We start from the raw sequence: 26,889 nt of genomic DNA, 5'->3' as shown, positions 1-26,889 counted from the left end.
GCAACCAAGTTTCGAGACGCTAAATACAAACGCCCAAATGGAAAACAGATAGGGATTTCAATCGCTTTGTAAATATCTGTAATTACCTGTTGTCTCGCTGAGTGAACCAGATTGCATGAGGCCTCCACGGGCTTCCAGTGGGGTACAAATCGCGGTCATAACTTTGCCCATGGGTCGGTCACTTCTTCGAATTGTAATAATCTCGGTATGCCTGGACGGGAAGCATTCAACGTTTAATAGGACGAGTGCACCGGACGCAAGGTCCTCACTCATCATATGTTCTGGGATGCCTCGGGCACACCACTCAAAAGGATCGGTCCAACGCACAGCCAACCACAAAACAATCGTGATGTCAGTTGCTGACGTCAAAAGGTTGCAGTGAGATCCGAATGTTAGTCTATGCCAAAAACTCTATCAGTTTGTCAGTCCCCTTGCACATTTAACGCGCAAAAGTAACTCATTTTGCTTTTTACATTCGCCCCAACTCAAAATCTCTATTATAACCGATAAGTATCCCTTATCAAGTATAATTGATTTTGCGGGAAAATGGGCGCAGAGTGGGCCGTATGAGCACCCCTGAGCCCTATCTCCCCGCCCCCTCCCCTGCCCTGTCGCAGTCTGACCAGGACGCCCTGACCGATCTCTATGTCCGCGGCACACCCGCCAACACGCTCAGGGCCTATGAGCGCGATTTGCTCTATGTAACGGCCTGGAAGGCAGCACGGTTCGGAGTGCCGTTGGACTGGCCCGAGAGCGAGGCCACAGCGCTGGCCTTCATTCTCGATCACGCCCGCGATCTGGGAGATGCCGCGCCCGAGGATGTCGCGCGTCAGAGTGCCGAGATGTTGATCGCGCAAGGGCTACGCAAGTCCCTCGCCTGCCCGGCCCCTTCTACGCTGGACCGGCGCATCGCCTCCTGGCTGGCCTTTCATCGAATGAAGAACCTGACCAGCCCTTTTGATGCGCCGCAGGTGAAGCAGGCCCGTGCCAAGGCGCGCCGCGCCGCCGCCCGGCCCCCTGCCCCAAAATCGCAGCAACCGATTACCCGCGATGTGCTCGAGCAGTTGCTGTCCACTTGTCGGGGGTCCCGGCGGGATTGCCGCGACCGCGCCATCTTGATGCTGGGTTGGGCTTCGGGTGGTAGACGGCGCTCGGAGATCACCGGGTTGATGTTTGAAGACGTCTCGCTGAAGGAGTTCGACGAGAAAAGCCTGGTTTGGATTTCACTGCTGGAGACCAAGACGACAACCAAAGGTGAAACGCCGCGGCTGGTGTTGAAAGGCCGCGCAGCCCAAGCGCTGGCCCATTGGATCGAGGTGGGTGAGATTCAGGACGGCCCCTTGTTCCGGCCTGTTTCAAAAGCCGATCGGGTGTTAACCCGCCGCCTCAGCCCGGATGCCATCGCGCAGATCGTCAAGCGTCGGGCGAAACTGGCGGGCCTGCCGGACGGGTTCGCTTCCCCCCATGGGCTGCGCTCGGGCTTCCTGACCCAGGCCGCGCTGGACGGCGCCCCGATCCAGGCCGCGATGCGCCTCTCCCTGCATCGCTCCATGGCCCAGGCGCAGAAATACTACGACGATGTGGACATCGCGGATAACCCGGCGACTGATCTACTGGGGTGAGTAGTTACTGACTATTTAATAATCCCCGCTTGAGGGAAACTCCGGCTGCTGTGCCTATGTCTTGTTTCCTGTCGCATCTGTTAACGTGGCCAGCGCGGAAACATGTCGCGGCAGATCGCAACGGGAATGCAGGATATCAACAATGATCACCGCGTCCGGCTGATCCAGATAAACCAGGAAATGCTCTCCTGCGCGCACATATCTGAGATCCGCCGCCTCTTCGACCAATATAGAACAACTTCGGCTGGCCACCCTGCCCTCTGTGATGGCCTGACAGCGCGCTATTAGTTCTTGTTCATAAAGATCGGCTTGATGCGATCCAAACTTGTCGATGGTCCATCGGGCAATTTCCACCAGGCTGGATTCAGCGCGGCGTGTCAGTCGAAAGGGTCTGGTCACGCCTTGGCTCGTGCCCTTGCAAAGGCACGACGGATCGCATCCGAACCCCTGCCTTCTGCCAAATCTCCGGCCTGAGCCTGCGCTACACCCTCCTGCAAGCCTTGTTTGAGAGACTCCAGCCCCGCTTCTTCCCGCTCCAAAAGCCGAAGGCCGGCGCGCAACGCTTCACTGGCGTTCTGATATCGACCGGACGCAACCAGATTCTGCACCAGTTGATCCTGCGATTCTGTAAGTACAACATTGCGGGTTACCATGGCGTAAGCCTCCTTTTTGGCAATATATGCCAACGAGACCGTCTGTTCAACGATTGAGGAGCCCAAAATCACTAATTCGAGCAAGCTGGTTTTATGGACGCTAATGGGACGTGAACACACGGATCATGTCTGTGATCCCATATGAATCCAATGACGGTAGAGACTTGCGTCAAAAGCCGCGCCGCGCAAGCACAGCTGCACTGGATCGAGGACAGTTCCGTGTTCCGTCGCAACTTACAGGCGCACAATTCCCGAAACCCCGCCCTCACGGTATGCCATTTCTTGGGCAATTGGCGAGCGGCTGACTCTAGCCGGAATGTTCGCGTGTTTTCCTCTGCGCACGGGCTGAGCTCGGTGTATCTGACCCAGATCGCCATGCCATTCTCACCGCATCGTACTCCCGTACTGGCGCAGAAGTATTGTTACGAAGTTGGTATCGCAGAAAACTCGATAACGAAATTGTTGGTGAGAGAATTTGACCAATCAGCTCAACTAGCTCCCTGCCCTTCCCAATTGCGCAATTTGCGCCAAAAGCCGTTCGGCCTTCACTCCAACTCCATGCTAGAGGCGTTCTACTCAAAGCGGAGCATAGGGAGGAGTTTTACAGGAATGCCTTCGCATGCCTACGTTAGAACTTCATCGACTGAAAGAACCCATGATCCCGCTCAACCGAGTTTACAACTGTAAACCACCCTGCTCTGATGCAAAGCGTATGTAGTCCTCCGCGTTGGAAAACCTACAATATAGGCGAAAATCCTTGACTTAGTGCTATGAATCACGGCTGTTTATCTCAAGTGGCGCAAAAATGACCACATTCTTTAATTTGAGGCAACTACATGATTCCCGTGACACCACTTGCGGCAGAAAGACCATCGGCACTCGCCACGGAAATATCTGAGAGATTAAACTCGGCTATCCGGGAACATCTACTTGCTGCATTTGCCCCCGACAACACCAAATCACTGCGAAATTTTGCAGCGCCAGAAGCTGCTGAACTCTTAGGAGTCTCAGGTCAATTCATGCGCAAAGTCCACGCAGAGGGAACGATTCCTGAACCGAATGACGTACGCAGCGGTAGGCGTTACTATACTGCCCAAGAACTTTGGGAGGCTCGCGAAACGCTTGAGAAAACCTCACGCAAAAAAGGGCGCTATGTCCCTCGCCGGACTGAAGGAGAAAAGCTCCAAGTCTGGCAGTTGATGAACTTCAAAGGCGGCAGCAGTAAGAGCACCACAACAATTCACTTGGCTCACTATTTTGCGCTTCGCGGTTACCGTGTGCTGGCTGTTGATCTGGATCCTCAAGGCTCTCTTACATCCATGTGCGGCATAAGCCCCGAAATAGAGTTTGACGGGCTGACGATTTACGATGCTATTCGATATGAAGATCCGGTAGATATGGCGGACGTCGTGCTTCCGACGTACTTCCCCGGTCTCTCTGTGGCTCCGTCACGGCTTGTTCTTTCCGAATTTGAGACAGAATCTGCCGTTCACTCCAACCCAGACCATCCGTTCTTTACAAGAATACGGAATGCCCTGGCCCAGGTGGAAGGAGATTTTGACCTTGTTCTGATTGATAGCCCACCTCAGCTAGGATTCTTGACAATTGCTGGGATGGCGGCCGCCAGTTCATTGCTTGTGCCACTTACACCTTCGATGCTGGACGTGTCTTCGACGGCTCAATTTCTCGAACTCGCTGGTGCTTACATGGCAGTCATTGAAGATGCCGGCGCTACGCTCGAATACGACAACTTCAAATTCCTGATAACGCGTGACGAGCCAACAGACGTACCGTCTCAACAACTGGCTTCGTTCATGCGGGCACTGTTTCAGGATCGCGTTATGTCAGCCACAGCCCTCAAAAGCACCGCGGTCAGTGACGCCACAATGCTCAAACAATCAATTTACGAAGTCGTGCGGTCAGAAATGACACGCGCAACTTATGATCGGGCAAAGAACTCAATGGATGCGATCGGCTCTGAGGTAGAGCAAATGATCCATCAAGCATGGGGACGCAGCTAATGGCTAGAAAGTCGCTTCAGGAGATGTCGGGGATCGCAAACACCATCGCGCGCTCTGGCCCCAAGGCCATCGATAAAACTCCAAAACCCAATGCCCCTGCTCTTGGTGCGCTTCAGGGCTCTCTTGCCGCAATCAGGGAAATTGACCCTGCTCTGATCGACGACTGGGGGCCTGCCGATAGGCTCGGTGAGTTTACAGCTGTAAACATTGACGAAGAAGACGATAGTTTTGAAAGCTTGATGTCGAGTATACAAGACGGTGGCCAACAAGTTCCCATTCTTGTCAGAAGATCGAAATCCGACGGTCGATACGAGGCAATTTATGGACGGAGGAGGCTCAAAGCCTGTCGTGAACTTGGTATTAAAGTCCGCGCCAATGTTCAGGATATCGACGATGCTTCAGCGCTTCTCGCCAAAGGGCTTGAGAATGCTGCGAGGCGCAATCTTTCCTTCTACGAGAAAGCACGTTTCGCCGAGGCGATCCTGACTTCCGGGCATGACACGGCAACGGTGCGGCAAGTATTGAACGTTTCGAAATCAGGGCTGTCTCACCTGACAAAAATTACGCAACATGTTCCTGCAAAGATTGGTGACATGATCGGCGCAGCCCCAAAATCAGGCCGCCCAAAATGGACCGTGCTTGCAGAGCACTTCGTTGCAGGCAAGCTAGCGGAAGATGAAGCTGCAAATCTTCTTGCAACCATTGAGCCATCGATGTCGTCAGATGATCGGCTGGAAATGCTCCTAAAAGCAGCTGCCAAACGCGGTGCAAGACAAAGAGAAGGTGCAGCCGAACTCAACCCAATCGAAGGCGTTACAATCAAATCTACCAACGGATCACTAACTGTTTCGGTCAAAAGGACCGGAGCTAACGCTGGCTTCGCTAGCTGGTTGGACGAAAACATGGCTGAAATCATTAAGCGCTCACACGCTGAGTTTACAGCTGTAAACGCCAAGAAAAAGAACTGAGGACGAGCAGAAAGGAGGAAGGCAAACAAACAAAACCCCCGAAACCGGAGCTTCGAGGGCTGCTGCGCAAAGCGCAATTCTTAGATTAGACACCTAGAATCTAGCAGCACCCGAATCGCCACACAAGAAAAAACGCTCTTGAGCGAACGGGTAATTTTTGTCTGCCGATAGATAATCATGAAAACACTAACAGCATTGGCTCCAATTGGAGCGACCTTGTCGGGAACGGCAGGGCAGGGGAACAGTACGCCCAAAAAATGGATACTTCTTCGCGCCGTTGAAGAGGCCAGAGAACCTCTTGGGTTAAAATCCACAACTCTCAATGTCCTGAGAGCGATGGTTTCCTTTATGGGCGGTGATCAGATTGCTGCGGACCAGGATGATCATCACATCTGTTTCGCGTCCAACGCGGCGATAGCCAAACGAACTCATGTCAGCGTGCAGACAGTTGAGCGTCATATCTCGACGCTGGTGGACCTTGGACTTATCCGCCGCGTCATGAGCGCAAACGGTAAGCGATGGGCGCGCCGGGATCGCCAGGGCAGGGTGGTCACCGCAACTGGGCTCTCCTTGATGCCTTTGTCTGAACGGCACGCTGAGTTCATTCAGGAAGCCCAGAGGCATGCTGATCGCGTTCTCGAGTTCACTGTACTCCGTGACAAAGTTTCCGCCGCTCTGGCGCGCCTTAAGGAACTCGTAGCAAATGACACCGCGATCTCTGATTTGGTGACCACCGTACGCAATGCTCTGCGTCGCAAACCAGATGCGAATGTACTCAGCGAGCTGTTGGCAGAAATCTCTGTGGAAATCTCCGAGATAACACAGACTGATACAGAAAATTTGAGGGCCAGTGACAGTGAAATTGAGGGGCACAAAGAGGACTCTTTGAATCCGGAAGTTAAGAAAGAAAAGCTTTCTCAGATTCAGGTTTCTCCAGACCAAATGGAGCGCAGTTTTCCACGGCTATGCTCAGAACTACGCTTTGCAAAAGATCAGCACCACTGTGATCGGCTTATGGATGATATCGCCGAGTATCTACGGCTTGGCCAAACCTGGTATGCAATGAAATCAACTTTTGGCCCAGCTATTCGCTTCATTGTTCTCGGATACATCTTTCAACGTGCTGAGAACATACAATCTCCAGGGGCTTACCTGATTTCGTTGCTGGCCAAGATCGAAAAGGGCGAATTGTCTCCAAAGGCAATGCTCTCGCGGACATCCAATGCTACGTAAATTTGGGGAAACAGGATGAAATTTACCGTTTTCAGATTACACCTCCAAGTGATGACTGGATCGAAGGGTCTGAAAAAGGTGAGCTATAGGATTGACCTCTATAAATCACGCAACCATAAATAGTGAGTTATAGAAAGGAAGCTTATACCTCACGATGTGGAACTGGCAGAACCCTGACTGGCCTACCTTTCGTTACGACGCCGCAAGACTCGAACCATACGAGCAACAGTTCCTGTTGTCCTCAGGGGAAGTTCTTGGAGCGGTTCATCATGTGAACACATCGGATCGAGATCAATTGCGTATCGACCTGCTAAGCGAAGAAGCAATGAAGACCAGCGCGATCGAAGGTGAGATGCTGGATCGTCTCAGCGTGCAATCTTCCTTGCGCCGACATCTTGGACTGGCTCCCGACAGCTATCCATCCAAACCGCGCGAGCAGGGCGTTTCTGAAATGATGGTGGATGTTTATTCCAACTATTCGGAACCACTGTCACACGACACCCTGTTTCGGTGGCATGACATGCTTCTGTCCCATGACAGGCATCTGGAAACGATTGGATCATACCGGAGCCATGAGGATGCGATGCAAATCGTCTCAGGCAGGCTCGACCGCCCAACGGTGCATTTCGAAGCTCCACCTTCACATCAGGTTCCGGCTGAAATGGACCAGTTCGTAGCCTGGTTCAACCGGACCGCACCGGATGGTCCCGAACCATTGCGCGCACTGATCCGGGCCGGTTTGAGCCATCTGTATTTCGAGAGCATTCATCCCTTTGAGGACGGCAATGGCCGGTTGGGTAGGGCGCTGGCTGAAAAGTCCTTGGCCCAGAATATCGGTCAGCCAAGTCTGATTGCCCTTGCTTTCACGATCGAGCGAGAGCGGAAGGCTTACTACGACCAACTCGAACGCCATCAAAAGACGCTGGAAGTCACACCGTGGCTCGTCTGGTTTGCCGAAACTGTCCTTACAGCACAGCAGGTGACGCTTGAGCGGGTTGGTTTCTTTATTTCCAAGACGCACTTCTATGATCGGTACCGTGATCAGTTCAACACTCGCCAAAGCAAGGTAATCGCCCGTTTGTTCAAGGCTGGGCCGGATGGGTTCACAGGGGGATTGAGCGCTGAGAACTATATCTCGATCACGGGAACATCGCGCGCCACAGCAACGCGGGATCTCCAGAACCTGGTAGAGAAGGGCGCTTTGATCCGAACGGGTGAACTCCGGTACACGCGATATTGGTTAAAGCTAGATCGGGACGGGTAGGGGGCTGAAGTACGGCACGAAGCGCGGGAAGTGGAAGTTCGCTGCAGTCGCTACGCATGCTCGCAGGAAATGCGGAAGCTGACGTTTAGATAGCTTCCCAAGCGAGCATCTTTCTGTCCCGCCGCAAGGCGGCTCCGAGTTCGTACTTCATATGAATGGTCCATGCCGAAACTGGCGCAATGGGCGGGAAACGAACCTTCGTCGTGTCAATCCCGAACTCCGCTATGCGGCCTAAGCCGAGCTAGAGCTTGTCCACGCCGGTCATATTGATTGAATTCCGAAAGTGTGGAAACGTTCATATGGTAGACGCGTTAACGGCGATATTTCACATGAAGCGTATCCTGTTCTCAGTTGTGTTTTGTTTTCTGCCTGCGATGGTGCTGGCGGACAAAGTTGCCTTGGTAATTGGCAATGCGAACTACCAACATGTCAGCAATCTCAAAAACCCGTCGAATGATGCGATCGACATTGCAGAGGCATTGCGCAGGATCGGGTTTGAGGTCACAACAGGTCTTGATCTGGATTACCGCGACATGCGCCTTGCCATACGTGACTTTGGAGAAAAGGCAAAAAACGCCGAGTCGGTCATCGTATACTTCGCCGGCCACGGCATCGAGTTGGACAACACGAACTTCCTGATCCCTGTCAGTGCGGAACTGCGGAGCGACCGTGACATCGAACTCGAGGCAATCCGCCTCAACACATTGATTAGCTCCATCGCGGGCGCACCCGGCTTGAAGATCGTGTTGGTTGACGCCTGCCGCAACAATCCATTCCTCGCGACTATGGAGCGCACAAACAGCACCCGCTCAATTGGACGCGGACTTGCACGTATCGATCCGGGAGGTGTGTTGGTTGGATATGCTGCAAGGAGCGGAACGCTGGCGCTTGACGGCGATGGCCGCAACAGCCCCTATGCTCAGGCTCTGCTCAACCACATCGAGGAACCCGGACTTGAGATTGGCAAGTTGTTTCGGCGAGTCCGCGACAGGGTTTACACTCTGACAGAAGGCTATCAGGAGCCATTTACTTATGGCTCGCTTCCCGCCAGAGACATTTTTCTTGTTCCAGATGCGGCTGCAGGCTCGACGCCAGAGGAAGAAATTGAGCGTGTCGAAGACCAGATTTATGCGGACTTTGAACTTGCGCGTTCGCTCGGAAGGCTTGATGCGATCGAGATGTTTCTGGAGCGATACGAAGGCGAAAGGGATCATTTTGCAGTCGCGCTCGCCCTTTCGTTGCGGGACGACTTGCTTGCTGAGCACCAGAAGGACGAAGTGCCGGGCAACAGTAGTACTGCGCGAGACAAAGTAGCAGCTCTTGTGCCGACATCGCCTCAAAGCGCGAAGGATGATACAGAGACGCGCAGCCTGATCCGTGATATACAAACTGAGCTAAATCGCGTTGGCTGCAGCGCTGGCACAGCGGACGGTGTTGCGGGCCCACGCACGAGATCTGCTTTCTCTCGGTATATCAGCGCTAGAGAGAATCTTGGACTGACGCCTGAGAGCCTCGAGACCAGTGAAACTCTTGCCGCACTTCGAGGAGAGCAAGGAAGAGTCTGTAATCAGTTGGTCGCGCCGTCTTTCGCGACTTTTGATGGTGACTACATTGTCTTAATCAGACGCAGATGGGACGATGATTATTGGCAAACAACCAGTCGGCCCGACAAGGCCTATTTCCCCGGAAAAATCGAGCCACTTGCAGCCTTGCGCATCAATCGCAATGGAGACAAGCTGACCTTGCTATCTGCCCAAGGCTTTGCGGCCGAAGGGCCTTGGTTTAGGGACTTCACTGGCAAATTCGATGACTCCGGTCAGTTGAAATTGCGCTTCACATTGAGTTCGCATTTCGGGCAGGCGACACCCTATAAGGTCAATATAAGCGTCAAACTGCCCGAAGGACTTTCGCCAGGAAGAAGGCTTGTCTACGAGCCGCGCAGGATTGACGGGCAGTTTTTTCTGAATTTTCTAATACGCCGTGTCAGTTGAAACTTTAAAGCGATGTCCTTGCCTGCTCCGCAAGAAGACCGTCGCTCTGGGCTCCTCGTCGCTGTTCGCCGCAGATTTCGCCAAGGTCTTGTTTGGGCCGTCCGCGAAGACGGCCCAAGTTGTTAGATTTCAATGGCCTCTGCGATCGCAAGCGCATCTTCCAGCTCAACACCGAGATACCGGACGGTGCTGTCCATCTTGGTGTGCCCAAGTAGCAGCTGGACCGCCCGCAGGTTGCCGGTCTTCTTGTAGATCTGTGTGACTTTTGTCCTCCGCATCGAATGCGTTCCGTATGCACTGGCCTCCAGACCGATCGACGTGACCCAATCCCGGACGATCCGGGCGTACTGGCGTGTCGAGATGTGCAAGCGTTCATGGAAACGACCCGGCCATAGGTACTCCGAGCCGACCATGAGCTCATCTTCCATCCACTTTTCAACCGAGGCGCGTGTGCCTTCGGAGATTTCAAAACGAACCGGCTTCTGCGTTTTGCTTTGCAACACCGAAGCTCGTTCCTTGATCTGGCCGGACGCCATCACGTCGACGACTTTCATCTTCACGAGATCGCAGCCACGCAGTTTGCTGTCGATTGCCATATTGAACAGCGCCAGGTCCCGATGGTTCTCGGCGAGTTCAAGTCGAACACGGATTGCCCAGACGTGTTTTGGTTTCAGTGGCCGTTTTTGCCCAACGATGCGCCCTTTGTTCCAAGCCGGGCGAAGCGCACGAATGGCCGGTAAGTTTGGTGTTTCCATGACTGATCCTCCGATCCGCCATGCCCTCCCACAACGACAACCTGACGTTGACGATGCCTCCATATCACGGGATGCTGCGTCGCATCCGAGGTCGGGGCTGAGCCCAAATTGACCAATTCTGTCGTCAGGATCAATTGGCGCATACTGTCAAGAAGCTGCCACTCAAATTCGCGGATCAACGCAAAGCGAGTGAGAGTTTGCGGTCCGCACGTTCCACCAAATGCTTCAATCGGTGGCAGTTAACTTCGGGTCAGACGAAGATCGCTTCAGACGCCATATGTGCAAGATCGAACCCAGATGAATGCTGCACCAATGCGCGAATTGCGAGATTTTCCAGGCTCTGATGCTCAGGAAACGGGAGTGTGAATCCTACGGGGCAAAAGAATCCTTGACCAATTCCAACATCAGCTCTAGTAAAACTGAAATGACGTTTTGCTAGATGAAACGATTGCGAATGATTATGTGGAGCCGCGCATGTCGCGAAGCCACAAACCAACCAACAGTTCGGGAGGAGCCTGACATGATGAAAGATAACCAAAAACTGAAGCTCACCACGGCGCTAGTGGCAGGTGGCCTGGCCATTGCTTCGCCTGCCTTTGCCGAGGGAGAGGTCGTGTTTGCGTCCTGGGGAGGCTCGTTTCAGGATGCCTTGCGCTCAGCCATGCTGGAACCTGCCGCTGGTGCGCTGAATATCACTGTCAAGGAAGATACGACAAACGGCATTCAGGACGTGCGCGCGCAGATCACGGCGGGTGCCGTTGCATGGGACGTTACAGAACAGGATTTGCCTTCGTGTGAAACCCTGAGCCGGGAAGGCAGCCTTGAGCCGATCGACTATTCGATTGTTGACACCACAGGCATTCCGAAAGAGCTGATCCATGACAATTACATCGGCTTCATCAACTTCACCAAGGTGATTGCCTATCGCAAGGATGCATTTGGCGACAATGGCCCGTCCAATTGGGCAGAGTTCTGGGATCTGGAAAACTTCCCCGGCAAGCGCGGTATGCACGGCAAGGTGAACTATAACCTCGAAGCCGCGCTCATGGCGGATGGTGTGCCGATGGCCGAGATCTATGACACGTTGGCCACGAATGAGGGCAAGGCGCGCGCATGGGACAAGCTGGGTGAGATTGCCCCCGAAGTTACCGTTTGGTATCGCGGCGGGTCGCAATCGGCGCAGTTGCTGCGTGACGGCGAAGTGGACGTGATCCATATGGGCCATAACCGCGTAGAAAGCGTGATCGCGTCGGGCATTGATGTGGCCTATGCCTTTGATGGCGGCACGATGGACGTGGACTGCTTGTTGGTTCCCAAGGGGGCTCCGAATAAAGACAACGCGATGCGCCTTATCAACGAATTGCTGAGCGCCGAAGCACAGGCGAGGCTGGCGGTGACCATGCCGTTGGGTCCGGTGAATTCGGGTGCCTTCGGCACCGGGATAATCTCGGATGAGATGGCAGTGAAGGTCAACACACATCCCGACAACTATGGCAAGCAGCTTCTGGTCGATCCGAACTTTTACATCGGCCAGCTGGGCGAGTTGACCGAAGAGTTTGACACGCTGATCCAACAGTAAAAAATATCTGGGCGCGGCACATCTTGTGCTGCGCCCATTTTTGTCAGGTTAGGAGCCCCCATGTCACCTGCAGCCCACTCCCTTCCCATCGATATATCCAACCTGTGCAAGGCCTACGGATCGGTCAAAGCGCTGAATGACGTGTCTTTGAACATCGCCGCGGGCGAGTTCCTGACATTGCTGGGGCCATCAGGCTCCGGCAAGACGACGCTTTTGATGGCGCTGGCCGGATTTGTGCGTCCTGATGGCGGGTCGATCCGGTTTGGCGAACAGGAAATGATTGCAACGCCGCCCCACAAGCGCGGCCTTGGCATGGTGTTCCAAAGCTATGCGTTGTTTCCGTTCATGACGGTCGCAGAAAACGTGGCTTATCCGTTGAAAATTCGCGGGGTGTCCAAAAGCGATCAGAAGGCCCGCGCCGAGCGCGCGCTGGAGACCGTGCAGCTGGGCGGTTATGGCGACCGGCGCATCACGCAATTATCCGGGGGACAAAGACAGCGCGTGGCCCTTGCCCGCGCCATGGTTTTTGAGCCGCAGATCATTCTGATGGATGAGCCGTTGTCAGCGCTCGACAAGAAGTTGCGCGAACATATGCAAATCGAATTGAAGGCGCTGCATGAAAAGCTGGATGCAACTGTCGTTTACGTGACCCATGACCAGCGCGAAGCCCTGACGATGTCGGACCGGATTGCAGTGGTCAATCATGGGCGGATCGAACAGATCGCGACGCCTGAGCGGCTCTATCGCCAGCCGCATAGTTTCTTTGTGGCGGATTTTATCGGGGAATCCATTTCCCTGCCGGTTAGTGTAGCGAATGACACGGCGCAGCTTGGCGAGCGCGTTCTGAAATCCAATACGCCTATTGCGCTGGGCAGCGGAGGCCATCGTCTGATCATCCGGCCCGAGTTGCTGGAAGTCACAGCAGGCGCGGTGCCAGACGCCGCCAATGACCTGTCCGGCCAAGTGCATGACATCATTTATCAGGGCGACAGCGTTCTAGTGATCGTTCAGCACGACAGCGCTGGTCAGATCAATGTGCGTGTGCCTGCCAATCGCGCGGGCCAAACCGGGTTGCCGTCGAAGGGAGAGCAAATCGGCCTTGCCCTGCATCCCGAAGATACGATCATCGTACCGGAACATGTGGCATGAGTATCGCCGAGACGTATGAAGGTGCTGGGACTCTTCAGAATGCCAGCACGCTCAAATCCGAAGAACGCCGCGAAAAACTGACGTTTCTTGGGCTTTCGATGCCTGCGGTTTTGACGATCTTGATCGTCGTCTTCCTGCCGATTTTCTGGCTGTCTTCGCTGTCGTTTTTCAATGCGGCAGGCGAACTGAGCACGGAAAATTACACGCGCATCTTTAGTAGTGCTCTCTATCGGCGAACCTTTGTCGTCACGTTTCAGATCAGCATTGCCGTGACGGTGATTTGCGTCCTTCTCGGCTACCCGCTGTGCTACTGGCTGACAAAGATGCCGAACAAAACAGCGGCCATTCTGATGGTGTTTGTGCTGGTCCCCTTCTGGACCTCGGTTCTGGTGCGGACCTATGCGTGGCTGGTGCTTTTGCAGCGCAATGGGATCATCAATTCGTCGCTGATGTCACTTGGCATTATCGAAGAACCGCTGCAACTGGCGCACAATCTGACCGGCTCCATCATTGGCATGGTGCATATCATGCTGCCTTTTTTGGTTCTGCCGCTCTACGCCACTATGCGCAATATTGACGGCGACCTGGTCCGAGCCGCCGTGGGCCTTGGTTCCAGCCCGCGCGGGGCCTTTTGGCGGGTATTTTTCCCAATGTCCCTGCCGGGCCTTTTTGCCGGCATCGTGCTGGTTTTCATCCTGTCGCTTGGGTTCTTTGTCACACCGGCTTTGCTGGGCGGTGGCCGGGTTCAGATGCTGGCGCAGCGTATCGAAAGCACCATCACAGTCTATTCGAACTGGGGGGCCGCATCAGCCCTGGGCGTGGTCCTGCTGTTGCTGGCGCTGGCGATGATCTGGCTGATGAACCGTGTCTTCGGGCTCGACAAACTGTTTATGCGCTGAGGATCTGAAAATGGAACAAGTCGGACAACGTAAAATCGACGGCCTGTGGCTGACAGTGGTCGGCATTGCTGTGCTGTTCTTTCTCATCCTGCCCACGCTGATCGTTATCCCGATGTCGTTTTCGGGGGCATCCTATCTGGAATTCCCGCCGACATCGCTCTCGTTTCGCTGGTACGTGGCCTATGTCACGTCGCCGGAATGGATGAGCGCAACAAAGACCTCGCTGATCGCGGCGGCGCTGACCACGGCAATCGCGACGCCCCTGGGCTCACTTTGTGCCTATGGTCTGCATTGCTCTGCGCCTCGTATCAGGAGCGCGGCTCAAATCCTTGTGATCATGCCGATTGTCGTGCCAGTGATCCTGATCGCTGTTGGAGTGTTCAGCCTCTATGCCAAGCTGGGGCTCAATTACACACTGACCGGGATCGTGATCGCCCATACTGCGCTGGCGCTGCCATTCGTGATCGTGACGGTGATGTCGGGATTGCAGAATTATGATTTCGATCAGGAGCTTGCAGCGCGCAGCTTAGGGGCGTCCCGTGCATACGCATTGTGGACAATCACCGTACCGCAGGTGAAATTCTCGATCCAGACAGGGGCTTTTCTGGCATTTATCACGTCGCTGGACGAGGTTGTGATCTCGATGCTGGTCTCGGGCGGGGAAAACGCCACAATCACCCGGCGCATGTTCAATTCACTGCGTGATCAGCTTGATCCGACAATCGCGGCGATCTCGACCTGTCTGATTGTCGTGTCCATCACGGCGCTTATCGGTGTGCAGATGATCGGGCGTCGGAAAGACAAGGCACAATGATGCGGGTCTTATTTTTCGCCAAACTCCACCCGAATCTGGCGGGCGGCATCAAGGACCGCCGCGCGATACTTTTCGACGGCTGTGTCATTGAAGCGGACGCGCAGGCCGGACAAGCTGATCGCGCCCAGCAATTCATCTTCGAACCCAAGAACAGGAACCGACAGTCCGGCGACGTCAGGATCGCGTTCACCAAGGCTGAGATAATACCCGGCCTTTCGGATGCTGGCCGCCTGTTTTCCCTGCCGGATGGAATAAGCATCCAGCACCTGACCCGAAGAGCCCATGCTCAGCGGAATGATCTCGCCCTCCTGAACGTGATCCCGCGCAAGCCTTGGCGAATTGACCCGGTAGAGGCACACGCCAGAGTTGCCGCGTTGCACATAAAACGACGCACTTTCGCCGGTCGCATTCACCAAATTCGCAAGCACCGGTCGCACAATTGGCCCCATCCGCAGGTTTTGGCGAAACACGGATCCAAGACGCCACAAAGACGGCCCGAGGTGAAACAGACCCTCGGCGTCTCGCGTAATATGACCAAACTTTTCAAGCGACACGCTCAGACGCAGAATTGTCGCCTTGTTGACCCCGCTGCGGTCCGCAACCTCCTTCAAAGAGAGGCCTGCATCGCCCGGCTCAAAGATGTCCAGCACACGCAATGCGCGCTCTACCGCTTCGACACCACCATTGGCGTCAGGGGATCGGGGCTTGTCGGGCATAGGCAGACCTTTCGACGCAAATCCGTCGCTTTTTATAGCCGGTTTGAGCGCAATTGGAAATCGCAAATAACGAAGGCGTCTGGCAATGAATAGCGCGCGGAAACAAATGATAACAGCTGGTTATGCGGACCTTCCTTTTGGCATTCATTCGCAATGTAAGGCTGATTGTGTTGGGGTTATGGGCGTTCCGAGCGAAGTTAACACCGGGCCCCGATCCGGCACCTCTCTGGCACCCGATGCGCTGCGCAAAATGACTGCCCAACTTGGGATCGGACTGCCTGTAGATGGTCGGGATCTTGGCAATCTGGACCTGTCAGGGGATTGGCCTGCCGCGTTGGAACAACTTGTGACGCAAATGGTGGATCACGGTGTTGTACCCGTTGTCTTGGGTGGCGCGTCTGATGTCGCCTCGGGTGTGCTGGGGGCCTTGCCTGATCTGCCAGTTGTCGCGGCCATGCCGTTGGCCCGGCGTGATATCGCGACGCGAACAGCCAACACGATCTGGGTGGGATTGAACGGCGATCAACCTGCTGGTGTCTGGGATCTGATCAGCCAGCGCAAGATGGATTGGCGCACCGCGCGGCAGTTGGATGAAGGGCACGGCGACTATTCTGACACGCCCGAGCGCGCTGTCTTGTGGATCGACATATCGGTCATTGATCTGGGGCATGCAGCTGGCAGCGTCGGCCTAAATCCCGGCGGGATGAAACCTGAAACGCTGGTTTCCGTCATTGGTGCCATGTCCTGTAAATGGCAGGCGATTGTGATCACCGGCCTTGCGCCTGCGCGCGACACCAGGGGAATGTCGGAACTGGCGGCGATCGAAACCCTGAACGCGGCGTTGCACAATGAGTGAAGCGGCGCAAATACAGTTTGACGCGATCCCCAGTTTTCTGGGCGCATCCATTGGCGATCTGGAAGATCTCGTGCCCGGTCAGGTCGCGATTGCAGGCTATTTTTGTGACAATCTCGCCCGGCCATCGGCAGGGCAACGCTATCTCGCGCGCCAGCTTCGGTATGCGTCCTGCCCCACAGTAACACCCGCGAATGCAATTGACCTTGGGGACGTGAACGTCTTTCCGCTAGAACCTGACAAGCATTTTCTCGCAGTTGCCTCGCAATGTGAATCGGTTCTTGAAACCGGTGCCCGCATGGTGTTGGTAGGCGGCGATTCCAGCGGTTTGGAAGCGCTTGACGTCGCCGCAAGACAGGTCACAGGTGCGGATGTTCCCATCATTGGGGTCAATGGCGGCGCAGTGAGCCATTTGCCCCGCACCCAACCGGTCATCCTGTCTGTGGATTTACAAGAGCTTGCGGGCAAATGGGTATCGCACCCGCATCGCCTGACGGGAATGTCACCAGCACAAATGATCGCGCAAATTGACGCCACCCCGGGCGATACCATCGCGGCTGCGGTTTTTGGGCTTGCCCCGGAACTGGACAACCGTGGCAAGGCTGAAACCCGCGCTGCACTGGCGATCCTGCAAGCGGTCACAGCTCGTCTTGAGAAAGGAGCAGGCTGATGCCTCTACGTTCGGCCCCGTTGCCGCGCATGGCAGGGCATCTGTCGTTCATGCGCTCTCAGACCAAAGCAATCGGCGACGTCCGGTCTGGAGATCTGGCCGTACTGGGCATCCCGTTTGAAGATACAAACGCACCTCATGCAGGGCAATCTCTGGCGCCGCGTGCATTACGCGAAACCTCGGTCTATTTCGGTTGGCACGCAAATCCACAATTCAGTCACCCCGTAGATATCGATGCGCGTCAGGATATCAGTACCGATGGCCTGCACGAGCGGCTTTGTGATCTCGGAGATATTGCACCGGGGTCCGAAGATGCGATCCACGCGGCCTTGAAGGCGGCCATGCGTCAGATCAGCGACAATGGCGCCTGTGCAATCTTTTTGGGCGGATCAGATCGCATGTCCGAGACGGCGCGGAGCGCGCTCCCTCATTGTCAGACAGTGCAGCTTGGCGGTACACCAGCCGATGCGCGCGATTTTCATATTGCGCCCTTGCCGAACGGAACGACCACGCCGGTAAATAGAGATACTGCCGCGCAGCGTGCCGCGTTTTCAGAGTGGCGGGATCCATCAAAGCCGTTGTTTGTTCGGTTTGATCTCTCGGTGTTTGAAACATCGCTCAGTGCGCTTTGTGATCGGCCCCGTTTGGGGGGCTGCGATCTTGCGACGGTGGTGCAATGGCTTGAGCTTTTGGGACGGCACGAGGTCAGCGCCATTATGTTGACCGGTCTGAATCCGAACCGTCCCGGAATGGGTGTCGTGAAGGTTGGCCAACGCCTGATGGTCACGGCTCTTCTGGCGTTTATCTATGCGCGCCTCGGCTTTGGGATTGATTTTCCGCGCCGCCAAACTTCCAAGGAAAAAGTACTGACATGACTGCAGCGATAACGACATTTCTCCCGCCTCTGGCACAACCGGGGTATCGGCTGTTTGATGGGCCTCTGCTCGATGCCGCCGACGTCCGTCCGGGCCAAATCGGTGTGGTGGGTATGCCCAGCGATTGGACACATTCAAGCCGGCTCGGAACCAGGTTTGGTCCCGAGGCGCTGCGTAAGGCAACGACGGTATTGCAATCCATGCGACCGCAGGGGGTCAGTTTTGATCCAGATACGGGCCAAAGAAGCGCAACGGCCAGCGACTGGCTCGTGGATTGCGGGGATGCAGTGATCACCCCTGAGGATGTAGACGCAACCACCGAGGCCATTGCCGCAATGACCGAGGCGCTGAGCGTTGGAGGGGCGATCCCTCTGGCACTGGGCGGTGATCACTATAATAGCTTCCCGGCCTGCCTTGGCTATTCCCGTGGGTTGGCCAAACGCGCACCAAATGCACGTTTTGGGTATATCCAGATCGACGGTCATCTGGATTTCTCTGACCGGCTTGGCGCGTGGGGCAGCCATAACCACGCAACCAATGCCCGTCGGATTTCCGAACTGCCCAATGTCGACGTGTCCAATATGGTTTGGGTCGGGATCACCGGTTGGGTCGACAGCGGTGAACTCGCCTTGATCGAAGAGCAGGGCGGTCGGGTGTTTTCGGCTGGCGACGTACATAAATTGGGGACGGCAGAGGCAATTCGTCAGGCGTTGGAGCATGCCATGAAGGGATGTGACGAACTGTATCTGTCAATCGACATCGATGCGATGGACGCTGGCTACCTCCCCGGCACCGGCTCAATCGTTCATAGCGGTATTACACCGCGTCAGTATTACGATCTGCTGGATGGGCTGGCCGAGGCCCCGTTGGGTGGACTGGATATTGTTGAGGTGTCCCCTCCTCTTGATCCGTCGGAGCGTACCGAATTTCTGGCTGCAGAAATGTTGTTCCGGATCCTGCGTCGCTTCCGCACACAACCTGTGACCGGGGCGGTGACAGAGCAATGATGGACTACAAAGGAACAGAGCAGCTGGGTGGGTTTTCCCATGCAGGAAAAACACTTGCGCCCGCGACACGGCCCTGGATCACAGACCTGTCAGCGCTTTGCCCTTACGAGGGCCTGCAACCCGGGAACCTACCGGAATTTGAACGCGACCCGAATTGGGACAACTGGGCGCTCACCGACAGTCCCAAAGACCCGAACCTGCGCCTGAACTGGCATCTATTTGAGGACGGTGGAAGAAGATTGATGGTCGCCGACCGGATGCTTATGAGCCGCGTCAGCTGGCAGGATCTGGATGATGCGGGGTATGTCCATGGCACAGAGCTGTCGATTGATGGACGCCTGTTTCGCTGCCGGTTGCTTACGGGGGGGGATACGCCCTGTAGTGACCCTTTTCAGGGGGCGACGCGCCCCAATGAATGGGATGCGCTGGTGGGGGGCAGCGGGGCGTTGAACGCTCCGCAACCGGACCCGGCCAATAGTACAGCACCGCTTTGCCCGGATCATCTGACCTCGCCTCATAACCGTTTGTGGAACTGGTTCGGCGCGGTCAGCTGGACCGCCGAACCGGTTGCCAGACGGGCCGATGGGCGGGTGTGCAGGGGCTATCATGGCCCGACCTATTTTTACGTGAATACTGTGGACCACCGGCATGAAGATATCGGGTGGCGACCAGTTCTTGAGGAAGCGCTATGACTGCAAACCCCTTTGCCAACTTTATCGCCGGATCATGGGTTGCTAGCAGCGACGCGGCCCCCAATGTCAACCCGTCCGACCTGAACGACACGATCGGCGAGTATGCCCGGGCAAGCGCCGATCAAACGGTTGACGCAATCGAGGCCGCGGCCGCGGCCCTGCCGAATTGGCGCAAGACATCGCCTCTGGTCCGGTTCGAAGCGCTCGACCGGATCGGGTCGGAAATCCTCGCCCGTGTAGACGAGCTGGGCGATATGCTGGCCCGCGAAGAGGGCAAAACCTTGCCCGAAGCCAAGGCCGAAGCGCATCGCGCCGGGCATTTGTTCAAATATTTCGCGGCTGAGGCGTATCGTGCGACCGGCGACACCTACCAATCTCTGCGCGAAGGTGTGTCGCTAAATGTTGTACGCGAGCCAATCGGCGTTGTGGGCGTAATCACGCCCTGGAATTTCCCACTGGCGATCCCCGCATGGAAAATCGCACCCGCTCTGGCCTATGGCAATACGGTTGTGTTCAAACCTGCCGAACTGGTGCCCGGATCGGCATGGATGTTGTCCGATATTATTGCCCGTGCGGGCGTGCCTGAGGGGGTGTTCAACCTTGTGATGGGAAAAGGCCGTGAGGTTGGGGAGGCAATCGTTACGCACCCCAAGGTGTCCGGGGTCACATTCACCGGTTCCACACCCGTCGGTCGCCATATGGGGGCGGCGCTGTTTGCGCGAGGAGCGAAAATGCAGCTGGAGATGGGGGGGAAGAACCCCTTGATCGTGCTGGATGACGCCGATCTGGATCTGGCGGTGCACTGCGCCGTTCAGGGCAGCTTTTTCTCAACCGGACAACGCTGCACAGCGTCTTCCCGCCTGATTGTGACCGAGGGCATTCACGACGCATTTGTTGACCGTCTTTGCGCGGCAATGAAAGACCTTCGGATCGGTGATGCGCGCGCTCCGGAAACCCAGATTGGTCCGGTCGCCAGTGAAGCGCAGCTCGCCATCGACAAACGATACGTGTCTCAGGCTGTGGATGACGGTGCAACGCTTGCCGCAGGTGGTGGCGAGGTCAAATCCAAAACAACCGGCCATTACTTTGCGCCTGCGTTGTTTACGGATGTGTCACCCGACGCAGCCGTGGCACGAGACGAAATCTTTGGGCCCATCGCCGCCGTGTTACGCGTGCCGGATTACGACGCCGCCCTGGCCACGTCCAACGACTGCGAATTTGGATTGTCCGCAGGAATTGTCACGCGGGATCCCGCCAAAATCGATCACTTCTCGCAGAACGCCGAAGCAGGCATGATACAAGTCAATCTGCCCACCGCCGGCATGGATTTCCACGCACCCTTTACGGGCCGAAAGGGATCCTCTTATGGTGCACCGGAAAAAGGCAGCTATTGCCGCGAGTTTTTCACGGCGGCCAAGGTTGTACACGCGGGGCGCGGATAATGTCGCAGACACCTTTGAAGGGCATTCGTGTTCTTGATCTGACCAATGTCCTTGCCGGTCCGTTCTGTTGTCATCATCTGGCGCATCTGGGCGGCGAGGTTATCAAGGTCGAAGCCGTCGGTCGGGGCGATCTCGCCCGCCAACTGGGGGCCGACCCAGAGCTGAACAAAGTCAACATGGGCGTGTCCTTTCTCGCCCAGAACGCGGGCAAGAAATCGGTCACGGTCAACCTCAAGAACCCACGGGGTCGAGAGATTTTTCTGAAACTGGTCGAAACTGCAGATGTCGTGGTTGAAAACTTCCGGCCCGGCGTCATGACGCGCCTCGGCGTGGGCTACCAGACCCTGAAAGAGGCCAATCCGACCCTCATCTATTGTGCTATCTCCGGCTTTGGCCAAGAGGGCCCGTGGATACGCCGCCCGGCTTATGACCAGATCATACAGGGAACCTCGGGTGTGATGTCGATCACCGGGGATAGCGACAGCGCGCCGCTGCGCGTTGGATATCCGGTGGCAGACACTGTGGGGGGCATCACCGCAGCCTTTGCGATTTCATCTGCTCTGAACGCCAATCCGCGCGGCACCTTTATTGATGTGTCGATGCTGGAATCGGTGCTGGCGACAATGGGCTGGGTGGTGTCGAACTATCTGATCGCCGGCGTCAATCCGACTGCCAATGGCAATGAAAACCCCACTTCGGCGCCTTCCGGTGCGTTTGAAGCGAAGGGCGGGTTGATCAACATTGCCGCAAACAAAGACCAGCAATGGGAGCTACTGACGGACCACCTGGGATTGGCCGCGCTGCGCGAGCGGCCTGAATATGCCACGCGCGAGGATCGCAAACGCAATAGGCTGGCTCTGAAAACTGAGCTGGAGACCGTGTTGAAGACCCGGTCACCGCGCGACTGGGCCAAGGAACTCAATAGCATTGGTGTGCCATCAGGAGCGGTTTTGACAGTGCCGGAAGTATTGGAAATGCCGCAGGTTGCAGACCGCGGTTTCCTCGACCAGTTTGAAAACGTCCCCGGCGTCGGACGCGACATTCAGGTTGCCACGACCGGGATCAAATTGGACGGCAGCGCGCCCACCGTCGATGCACCACCGCCCACATTGGGGCAGCACAACTCTCAAATCTGGAGCGAGTTAGGTCTTTCACCGGAAGACATTGAAAAACTGGCAAAGGATGGCGCGATATGACGGACCCCGCAGGACGCAATGACGCCGATGCCATTTGCCACTGGTGGCGCACCGAAATTATCGACATGGCTCCGGGGCGGATCGCCTTTCGCGGCCACCCGATCCAGGACCTGATCGGAAACGTCAGCTTTGCTCAGATGATCTGGCTCATGGTGCGCGGCAATTTGCCCACGCCAGAACAGGCGGCGCTTTTTGAATGCGCGCTGGTGGCGGGCGTGGATCATGGTCCGCAGGCGCCATCGATAGCCGCAGCGCGTATGGCCGCGACCTGTGGGCTGGGGCTCAACAACGTCATGGCCACCGGGGTCAACATGTTGGGTGACGTGCATGGCGGCGCCGGTGAACAATGCGCCGAGCTTTATTTCGACGTCGCCAAACGGATGGATGACGGCGCTGAACAGGAAGTTGCCGTCCGCGACGGTATCGCCGCCTGGTGTGAGGAAAATGGCAAGATCGTCTCGGGTTTTGGCCACCGTTTCCACAAGCCCGTCGATCCCCGCGCACCGCGATTGATGGCGTTGGTACGCGAGGCCGCGATGTCAGGCACTGTAGAAGGGCGATTTGCCGATATCGGTGAAGCTATACAGACGGAAATCGGACGTAAGCGCGGTGCCGATATCGCGATGAATATCGATGGGGCCACGGCTGTTATCTTTTGCGAATTGGGGTTCCCGGCACCGCTTTCCCGGGGATTGTTCTGTCTTTCCCGCTCGGTTGGCGTCTTGTCTCATGGCTGGGAACAGATTCAACAGGGCGGGCGGAACAAGGGGCCAATGCCGCCGCGTTATCTGCCGGAATATATTGGTGTCAAATCGGAGCGCTAACCCGATGACCATTGATGGTGCGAACGCCTAAATTCACACCGAACTTGGCATTGAAGCGCCACTGGCGTGTGGACTGTTTTGCCGGTCTCGGTCATTGGGCATCCCCCCCTAGAAGCAGACCCAACATGTTAGTCTGAACAAAGATTCACTTCTTTGGTGTTGTCTTTGAAGGTATTTCAATCCAGGCGAGAATCGATACATTTTCACGCTTGTTCTGACGTCAGCGAAGCGCACCGAGCTGCCATCGCGACAAGCGCGGCGAATTCACACTTGGTCCGCGATGCGTGAGTTTGTCGATCGCTGGATTTCGCAGTCGCAGCTAAAGTCCGGTCTGGTGGGCCGCACCGCAGCGATGCGCGCCCTCGGTCAACGGCAGGAATGGGCCGATCTCCTAACAAGTTGTGGAAAGAAATTACGGGATCACCTTAGATCTCAGCGTTATCGCTCAGATTGAACCAAGTTGGCTATGCTAGTTCGCTGATCATCGATTTCAGATGGCGCATGTCGGTACCGCAGCATCCTCCAAATACTTGGATCGACGGATTCTGCCTCGCAATCGCGGCAATCTGTTTACCAAGTTCAGCTGGATCGCCTTCGTCCAGCTCATCTGCTTCGTCAAGTTCCGCATGCGAGCAACTCGAAGCGTTCGCCACAAGGCCTCTCAGCCGGGGGTGGTTGCCAAGCGCTCCGGCGAAATGGGTAGGGTGAGCGCAGTTGACCATAAAAAACAGCGCCGCCGAGTCGGTTGCTGCGTCGATCTGGTCAATTCCGTCCACAAGTTTGGTCCCGTCTGCCAGGCACCCGTCTGTCTCAACAACCAGAGACATGATGATCGGCAGTTCAGCGTCCCGGGCGGCGAGGATGCATCCCGCTGCCTCGCTTGGGCGGTTGAATGTATAAGCGGTGACCAGATCGAGGCTTGTGTCTTTCAGGCTGTGCATTTGAGCGGCGTGGTATTGACGTGCATCTTCGACGGGTACCGGCGGGATGTCGGCGTAAGGATCATGGCGCGGGCCGATGCAGGCCGACACCAGTACATCATCGCGAGCGGCAGCTTGGCGCACGTCTTCCATTAGACTGACCGCATCTTTGTTTACTTCGGCGAGCCGCTCTGCATCGTACCCCAAGGGCGCTGCCCGGTCGGCGTTCGCCATCCATGTGGGCGCATCAAGGATGCATCCGACATTCATTTCACGGGCCAGATCGACAAGAGCCTGCATTTGACCGGCCAGTATCACCCTGGTGCCAGGTTCTTCCAGCAATGGAAACGACGCGAAACCGGGAAGCTCAATTCCATGATTGAAAATCAGGTCGGTGCCAGTGCCGGCGTAAACCAGAAAGGGCTTGTTACCTTCGAGTGGGAGCTGTCGCGCCATTCTGATCCACGCCTATTGCCGTTACCTCTGCACAAGAAACCTACTTTGTCTCGGGCCTCCTGTGAACCTTAGGACTGCGACAGGGTGTATTCCGTCACTCTGATCCCCACGCCAGGCCAAACACCAGGTCATGTCTCGGTCGAAATCACCAGTGGCGACCGGCGCGCTCTGATTACAGGTGATGCAATCCATACAACCGCCCAGTGCTGGCATCCCGAGTGGCATTTTATGTTTGATTCCGATGCTGAGATGGCCGTGACATCCCGTCGGAAACTGTTGGAAAGCGCCTCGGAAACGGGATGTATTGTGCTGGGAAACCACTTCGCTTTGCCGTCTATTGGTCGGGTGAAGGCGGACAACGACGCGTTTCGCTGGGAGGACTAGCCCAGGTTGTATTTTGATGTGCGCGGGTCTGTTGTGGGATGGCGGCTGACGTGAAAGTTCGACGCGCCGCGCAGCTTACAGGCAATGATCGGCGAAACTAAATCTCGAACCCATTGGGCTATGTCACATTCCCTTGAATTCTTGTTTCACAAGCTTTCTCTCTTCACCATTTTGTGAAAGCCTGAAGCAGTTATGAGTGACAGAGTGTGCAATTTTCAGAAAACAGTGGTTCTTTCTGAACTCCAATCAGCTCTCTTGGACGGAATTTGTGATCACTGCGAGGTGACAAGTTCGGAACTGGCCAAGAGTGGAGAGGTGCTGGAAATATGTGGACAAGAGTACTGTTTCGATTATGAAACCGGTGTGTCCACGGAGACTGAAATTTTGTTGTGCCCCAGCTGTCACGAGGCAAACCATCTGGACGCGCAGCGACAGCATAACCCTTGCCACATCTCTGCAAGACGCAGCCGGGAAAACATGGGTTAGTCGATGGGTTCAGGAGGCGAAGCTTTGGAACGGTTTTTGCAAGAACCATCGCTGGTCCAATTTCGGTAGTCTGACAGACCAAGCTCGTCCCACATCCAGCCGAAATCATACTCAGCCACCGGAGAGCCGGTCTGGCGCGCGCTGCGGTTTTCGATTGTCTTCAGCCAGTCTATGACTTTCTTCCTGCCCGCCGTGCTGCGAACGGCCTGGCGCGGGGTCTTGCCATCCAGGGCAGGAATCGGCTGGTCAAGCGTATCGCGGTAATGCTGTTCGAGATATTCGTGGGCCATCTGACGGGCAAGGGCACGGGGGATGTCCTCTTCTTCTGCCACTCCGTTACTCGTGCTGTCATCCGCCATCATCTGTTCGGCGGTCTGGATTGATGTCAGCGGAGATTTCACCAGGTCGCCCAGGAGGTCCCGGACCAGGGCTTCGCCGCGTTCAGCGCGCGCTGTAGAGCTCACAGAAAGTGTGAGTGTCCGACCTTTCAGATCTAGGGACCCAAGCACGGAGGCCCCTGACATTGATTTGTCCAACACGAGGCCGGTGCCGTGCTTGGTGCCGGACGGGGTGTCGAGGTCAAGCCAGGTCCAATCCTTCTGGCCTGAGATCACGAGTTCTGCGGACTGTGTTAGCTTTTCAGATACCTGGCTTTGCGTCACTTTGCTGGCGAGGGGGAAGCGCATGTCGTGAAAGAGCAGGTTGTCGCCATCGCTGTTGCTGATTTGTGGTGGTTCCGGATCCAGTAGGTTCGGCAGATGTGCGAAGAGCCAGGCATTGGTGAAGAGGGGTGCGGAACGGTGTAGCTGATCCTGTGTCAGCCTCAGTTCAACGTCGGGGTTCAATTTCAACACGGAGCGGAGCCCGTCTTCAAAAAACGCGACGGTGTCGGGGTCGAATGGGAGCAGCGCCCCCGAGATCACGTTATAATCCCCCTGTGCGACAACCCGAGCTGCGATGCGATCCCATCGCTGCAGCATCTGCGTCGCGCTGTGTTCCCGGACGGTAACCGGCTCTGCGTCCGAAAGCATGTTGCGCAAGACCATGGATCTGCCGGGGTCTACCTCGCTCACCTCATAAAGGCTGACCGACGCGTCCCGCAATCCTTTGATATAGGCGCGGGTCTGCGCACTCTCCTTGGAACCGCTCCCTTTCAGATAAGCATCCGCAGCGTTTTCGGCGTCCGCTCCGAATGTCCTGCCCAGCAAATCTTCCAGGCCACCACCCCACAGGACCATCGGCCAATCCTCGCCCAGCAAGTCGCCCAGATCCTCGAACTCAAGATCGAAGGCCTCGAGCGCTGGCAGAAAATGCTCGTCCAACACATCAGCGAGCCGCTCATGCCAAATCTCGTCACGGGTGATAAACCCGATGAGCCCACCAAGATCGTTCCCCGTTGTCATCTTCAGCTTCTCCCTGT

The 26,889-nt window shown here is 56.0% G+C and carries 25 protein-coding genes; 19 read left to right on the top strand and 6 right to left on the bottom strand.

Features of this window, described 5'->3' with window-relative positions:
• Positions 1-566: 566 nt before the first annotated feature.
• Positions 567-1,622: a tyrosine-type recombinase/integrase gene (locus tag ACR0NO_RS19160; RefSeq protein ID WP_170417862.1), complete on the top strand. Its 1,056-nt coding sequence runs from the start codon at positions 567-569 to the stop codon at positions 1,620-1,622.
• A 54-nt stretch (positions 1,623-1,676) separates the two neighbouring features.
• On the opposite strand, the gene ACR0NO_RS19155 is transcribed toward ACR0NO_RS19160, so the two are convergent.
• Positions 1,677-2,021 (bottom strand): type II toxin-antitoxin system RelE/ParE family toxin, encoded by a 345-nt coding sequence (locus ACR0NO_RS19155; protein ID WP_170417859.1) that lies wholly within the window; start codon positions 2,019-2,021, stop codon positions 1,677-1,679.
• The gene (locus ACR0NO_RS19150; protein WP_170417856.1) at positions 2,018-2,275 is read right to left on the bottom strand and encodes a type II toxin-antitoxin system ParD family antitoxin; all 258 of its coding nucleotides are present in this window, start codon (positions 2,273-2,275) and stop codon (positions 2,018-2,020) included. Before ACR0NO_RS19150 ends, ACR0NO_RS19155 begins: the two co-directional genes overlap by 4 nt.
• Positions 2,276-3,111: 836 nt before the next feature.
• Here ACR0NO_RS19150 and repA point away from each other — a divergent pair.
• The 5 genes from repA (at position 3,112) to ACR0NO_RS19125 (ending at position 9,752) form a co-directional block, all read left to right on the top strand.
• Positions 3,112-4,296, top strand: coding sequence for a plasmid partitioning protein RepA (repA, locus tag ACR0NO_RS19145; RefSeq protein WP_170417853.1), 1,185 nt, complete (start codon positions 3,112-3,114; stop codon positions 4,294-4,296).
• The gene (gene repB / locus ACR0NO_RS19140; protein WP_170417850.1) at positions 4,296-5,264 is read left to right on the top strand and encodes a plasmid partitioning protein RepB; all 969 of its coding nucleotides are present in this window, start codon (positions 4,296-4,298) and stop codon (positions 5,262-5,264) included. The genes repA and repB overlap by 1 nt, the downstream gene beginning before the upstream one ends.
• Positions 5,265-5,441: 177 nt before the next feature.
• Positions 5,442-6,497: a helix-turn-helix domain-containing protein gene (locus ACR0NO_RS19135; RefSeq protein WP_170417847.1), complete on the top strand. Its 1,056-nt coding sequence runs from the start codon at positions 5,442-5,444 to the stop codon at positions 6,495-6,497.
• Positions 6,498-6,651: 154 nt separating this feature from the next.
• On the top strand, positions 6,652-7,761 hold the full coding sequence (locus ACR0NO_RS19130; protein WP_170417844.1) for a Fic family protein: 1,110 nt from the start codon (positions 6,652-6,654) through the stop codon (positions 7,759-7,761).
• Between the two features lie 329 nt (positions 7,762-8,090).
• A complete protein-coding gene (locus tag ACR0NO_RS19125) occupies positions 8,091-9,752 on the top strand; it encodes a caspase family protein (RefSeq protein ID WP_170417841.1) in 1,662 nt (553 codons plus the stop codon).
• Positions 9,753-9,874: 122 nt separating this feature from the next.
• On the opposite strand, the gene ACR0NO_RS19120 is transcribed toward ACR0NO_RS19125, so the two are convergent.
• The gene (locus tag ACR0NO_RS19120) at positions 9,875-10,507 is read right to left on the bottom strand and encodes a tyrosine-type recombinase/integrase (protein WP_093037018.1); all 633 of its coding nucleotides are present in this window, start codon (positions 10,505-10,507) and stop codon (positions 9,875-9,877) included.
• 523 nt (positions 10,508-11,030) lie between these two features.
• Here ACR0NO_RS19120 and ACR0NO_RS19115 point away from each other — a divergent pair.
• Genes ACR0NO_RS19115 through ACR0NO_RS19100 form a run of 4 tightly spaced genes read left to right on the top strand, consistent with a single transcriptional unit; the run spans position 11,031 to position 14,948 of the window.
• The gene (locus ACR0NO_RS19115) at positions 11,031-12,086 is read left to right on the top strand and encodes an ABC transporter substrate-binding protein (RefSeq protein ID WP_170602122.1); all 1,056 of its coding nucleotides are present in this window, start codon (positions 11,031-11,033) and stop codon (positions 12,084-12,086) included.
• A 60-nt stretch (positions 12,087-12,146) separates the two neighbouring features.
• Positions 12,147-13,235 carry an ABC transporter ATP-binding protein gene (locus tag ACR0NO_RS19110; protein ID WP_170417835.1) on the top strand — a complete coding sequence of 363 codons (1,089 nt, stop codon included), beginning with the start codon at positions 12,147-12,149 and terminating at the stop codon, positions 13,233-13,235.
• Complete coding sequence (locus tag ACR0NO_RS19105; RefSeq protein ID WP_170417832.1) at positions 13,232-14,134, top strand: ABC transporter permease; 903 nt, start codon at positions 13,232-13,234, stop codon at positions 14,132-14,134. The genes ACR0NO_RS19110 and ACR0NO_RS19105 overlap by 4 nt, the downstream gene beginning before the upstream one ends.
• Positions 14,135-14,144: 10 nt before the next feature.
• Positions 14,145-14,948, top strand: coding sequence for an ABC transporter permease (locus tag ACR0NO_RS19100; protein ID WP_170417829.1), 804 nt, complete (start codon positions 14,145-14,147; stop codon positions 14,946-14,948).
• Positions 14,949-14,956: 8 nt separating this feature from the next.
• Here ACR0NO_RS19100 and ACR0NO_RS19095 read toward each other — a convergent pair whose 3' ends face one another.
• A complete protein-coding gene (locus ACR0NO_RS19095) occupies positions 14,957-15,664 on the bottom strand; it encodes an IclR family transcriptional regulator (protein ID WP_170417827.1) in 708 nt (235 codons plus the stop codon).
• A gap of 85 nt (positions 15,665-15,749) precedes the next feature.
• Between ACR0NO_RS19095 and ACR0NO_RS19090 the strand changes: the two genes are divergently transcribed.
• The 8 genes from ACR0NO_RS19090 to ACR0NO_RS19055 are packed head-to-tail and all read left to right on the top strand — an operon-like array spanning position 15,750 to position 23,223.
• Positions 15,750-16,520: an arginase family protein gene (locus ACR0NO_RS19090; protein WP_170608326.1), complete on the top strand. Its 771-nt coding sequence runs from the start codon at positions 15,750-15,752 to the stop codon at positions 16,518-16,520.
• Positions 16,513-17,187: a hypothetical protein gene (locus tag ACR0NO_RS19085; protein ID WP_170417821.1), complete on the top strand. Its 675-nt coding sequence runs from the start codon at positions 16,513-16,515 to the stop codon at positions 17,185-17,187. Before ACR0NO_RS19090 ends, ACR0NO_RS19085 begins: the two co-directional genes overlap by 8 nt.
• Entirely contained in the window at positions 17,187-18,062 is an 876-nt protein-coding gene (locus tag ACR0NO_RS19080; protein WP_170417818.1) for an arginase family protein, read from the top strand. The genes ACR0NO_RS19085 and ACR0NO_RS19080 overlap by 1 nt, the downstream gene beginning before the upstream one ends.
• The gene (locus tag ACR0NO_RS19075) at positions 18,059-19,069 is read left to right on the top strand and encodes an agmatinase family protein (RefSeq protein ID WP_170417815.1); all 1,011 of its coding nucleotides are present in this window, start codon (positions 18,059-18,061) and stop codon (positions 19,067-19,069) included. Before ACR0NO_RS19080 ends, ACR0NO_RS19075 begins: the two co-directional genes overlap by 4 nt.
• Positions 19,066-19,761, top strand: a complete 696-nt coding sequence (locus ACR0NO_RS19070; protein ID WP_170417812.1) for a hypothetical protein — start codon at positions 19,066-19,068, stop codon at positions 19,759-19,761. The genes ACR0NO_RS19075 and ACR0NO_RS19070 overlap by 4 nt, the downstream gene beginning before the upstream one ends.
• The gene (locus ACR0NO_RS19065; RefSeq protein WP_170417809.1) at positions 19,758-21,203 is read left to right on the top strand and encodes an aldehyde dehydrogenase family protein; all 1,446 of its coding nucleotides are present in this window, start codon (positions 19,758-19,760) and stop codon (positions 21,201-21,203) included. The genes ACR0NO_RS19070 and ACR0NO_RS19065 overlap by 4 nt, the downstream gene beginning before the upstream one ends.
• On the top strand, positions 21,203-22,399 hold the full coding sequence (locus ACR0NO_RS19060) for a CaiB/BaiF CoA transferase family protein (protein WP_170417806.1): 1,197 nt from the start codon (positions 21,203-21,205) through the stop codon (positions 22,397-22,399). The genes ACR0NO_RS19065 and ACR0NO_RS19060 overlap by 1 nt, the downstream gene beginning before the upstream one ends.
• Entirely contained in the window at positions 22,396-23,223 is an 828-nt protein-coding gene (locus ACR0NO_RS19055) for a citryl-CoA lyase (RefSeq protein ID WP_170417803.1), read from the top strand. Before ACR0NO_RS19060 ends, ACR0NO_RS19055 begins: the two co-directional genes overlap by 4 nt.
• A gap of 464 nt (positions 23,224-23,687) precedes the next feature.
• Here ACR0NO_RS19055 and ACR0NO_RS19050 read toward each other — a convergent pair whose 3' ends face one another.
• Positions 23,688-24,599 (bottom strand): homocysteine S-methyltransferase family protein, encoded by a 912-nt coding sequence (locus tag ACR0NO_RS19050; RefSeq protein WP_170417800.1) that lies wholly within the window; start codon positions 24,597-24,599, stop codon positions 23,688-23,690.
• Between the two features lie 84 nt (positions 24,600-24,683).
• Here ACR0NO_RS19050 and ACR0NO_RS19045 point away from each other — a divergent pair, with 84 nt between their 5' ends.
• The gene (locus ACR0NO_RS19045) at positions 24,684-24,983 is read left to right on the top strand and encodes an MBL fold metallo-hydrolase (protein ID WP_170417797.1); all 300 of its coding nucleotides are present in this window, start codon (positions 24,684-24,686) and stop codon (positions 24,981-24,983) included.
• Between the two features lie 482 nt (positions 24,984-25,465).
• Here ACR0NO_RS19045 and ACR0NO_RS19040 read toward each other — a convergent pair whose 3' ends face one another.
• The gene (locus ACR0NO_RS19040; protein ID WP_174819503.1) at positions 25,466-26,872 is read right to left on the bottom strand and encodes a DUF7986 domain-containing protein; all 1,407 of its coding nucleotides are present in this window, start codon (positions 26,870-26,872) and stop codon (positions 25,466-25,468) included.
• Between the last annotated feature and the right edge of the window lie 17 nt (positions 26,873-26,889).

It is taken from the genome of Ruegeria sp. CL3, assembly GCF_056536505.1.
The sequence above is the reverse complement of the archived record's forward strand: the minus strand, read 5'-3'. Positions and strand labels throughout refer to the sequence as shown.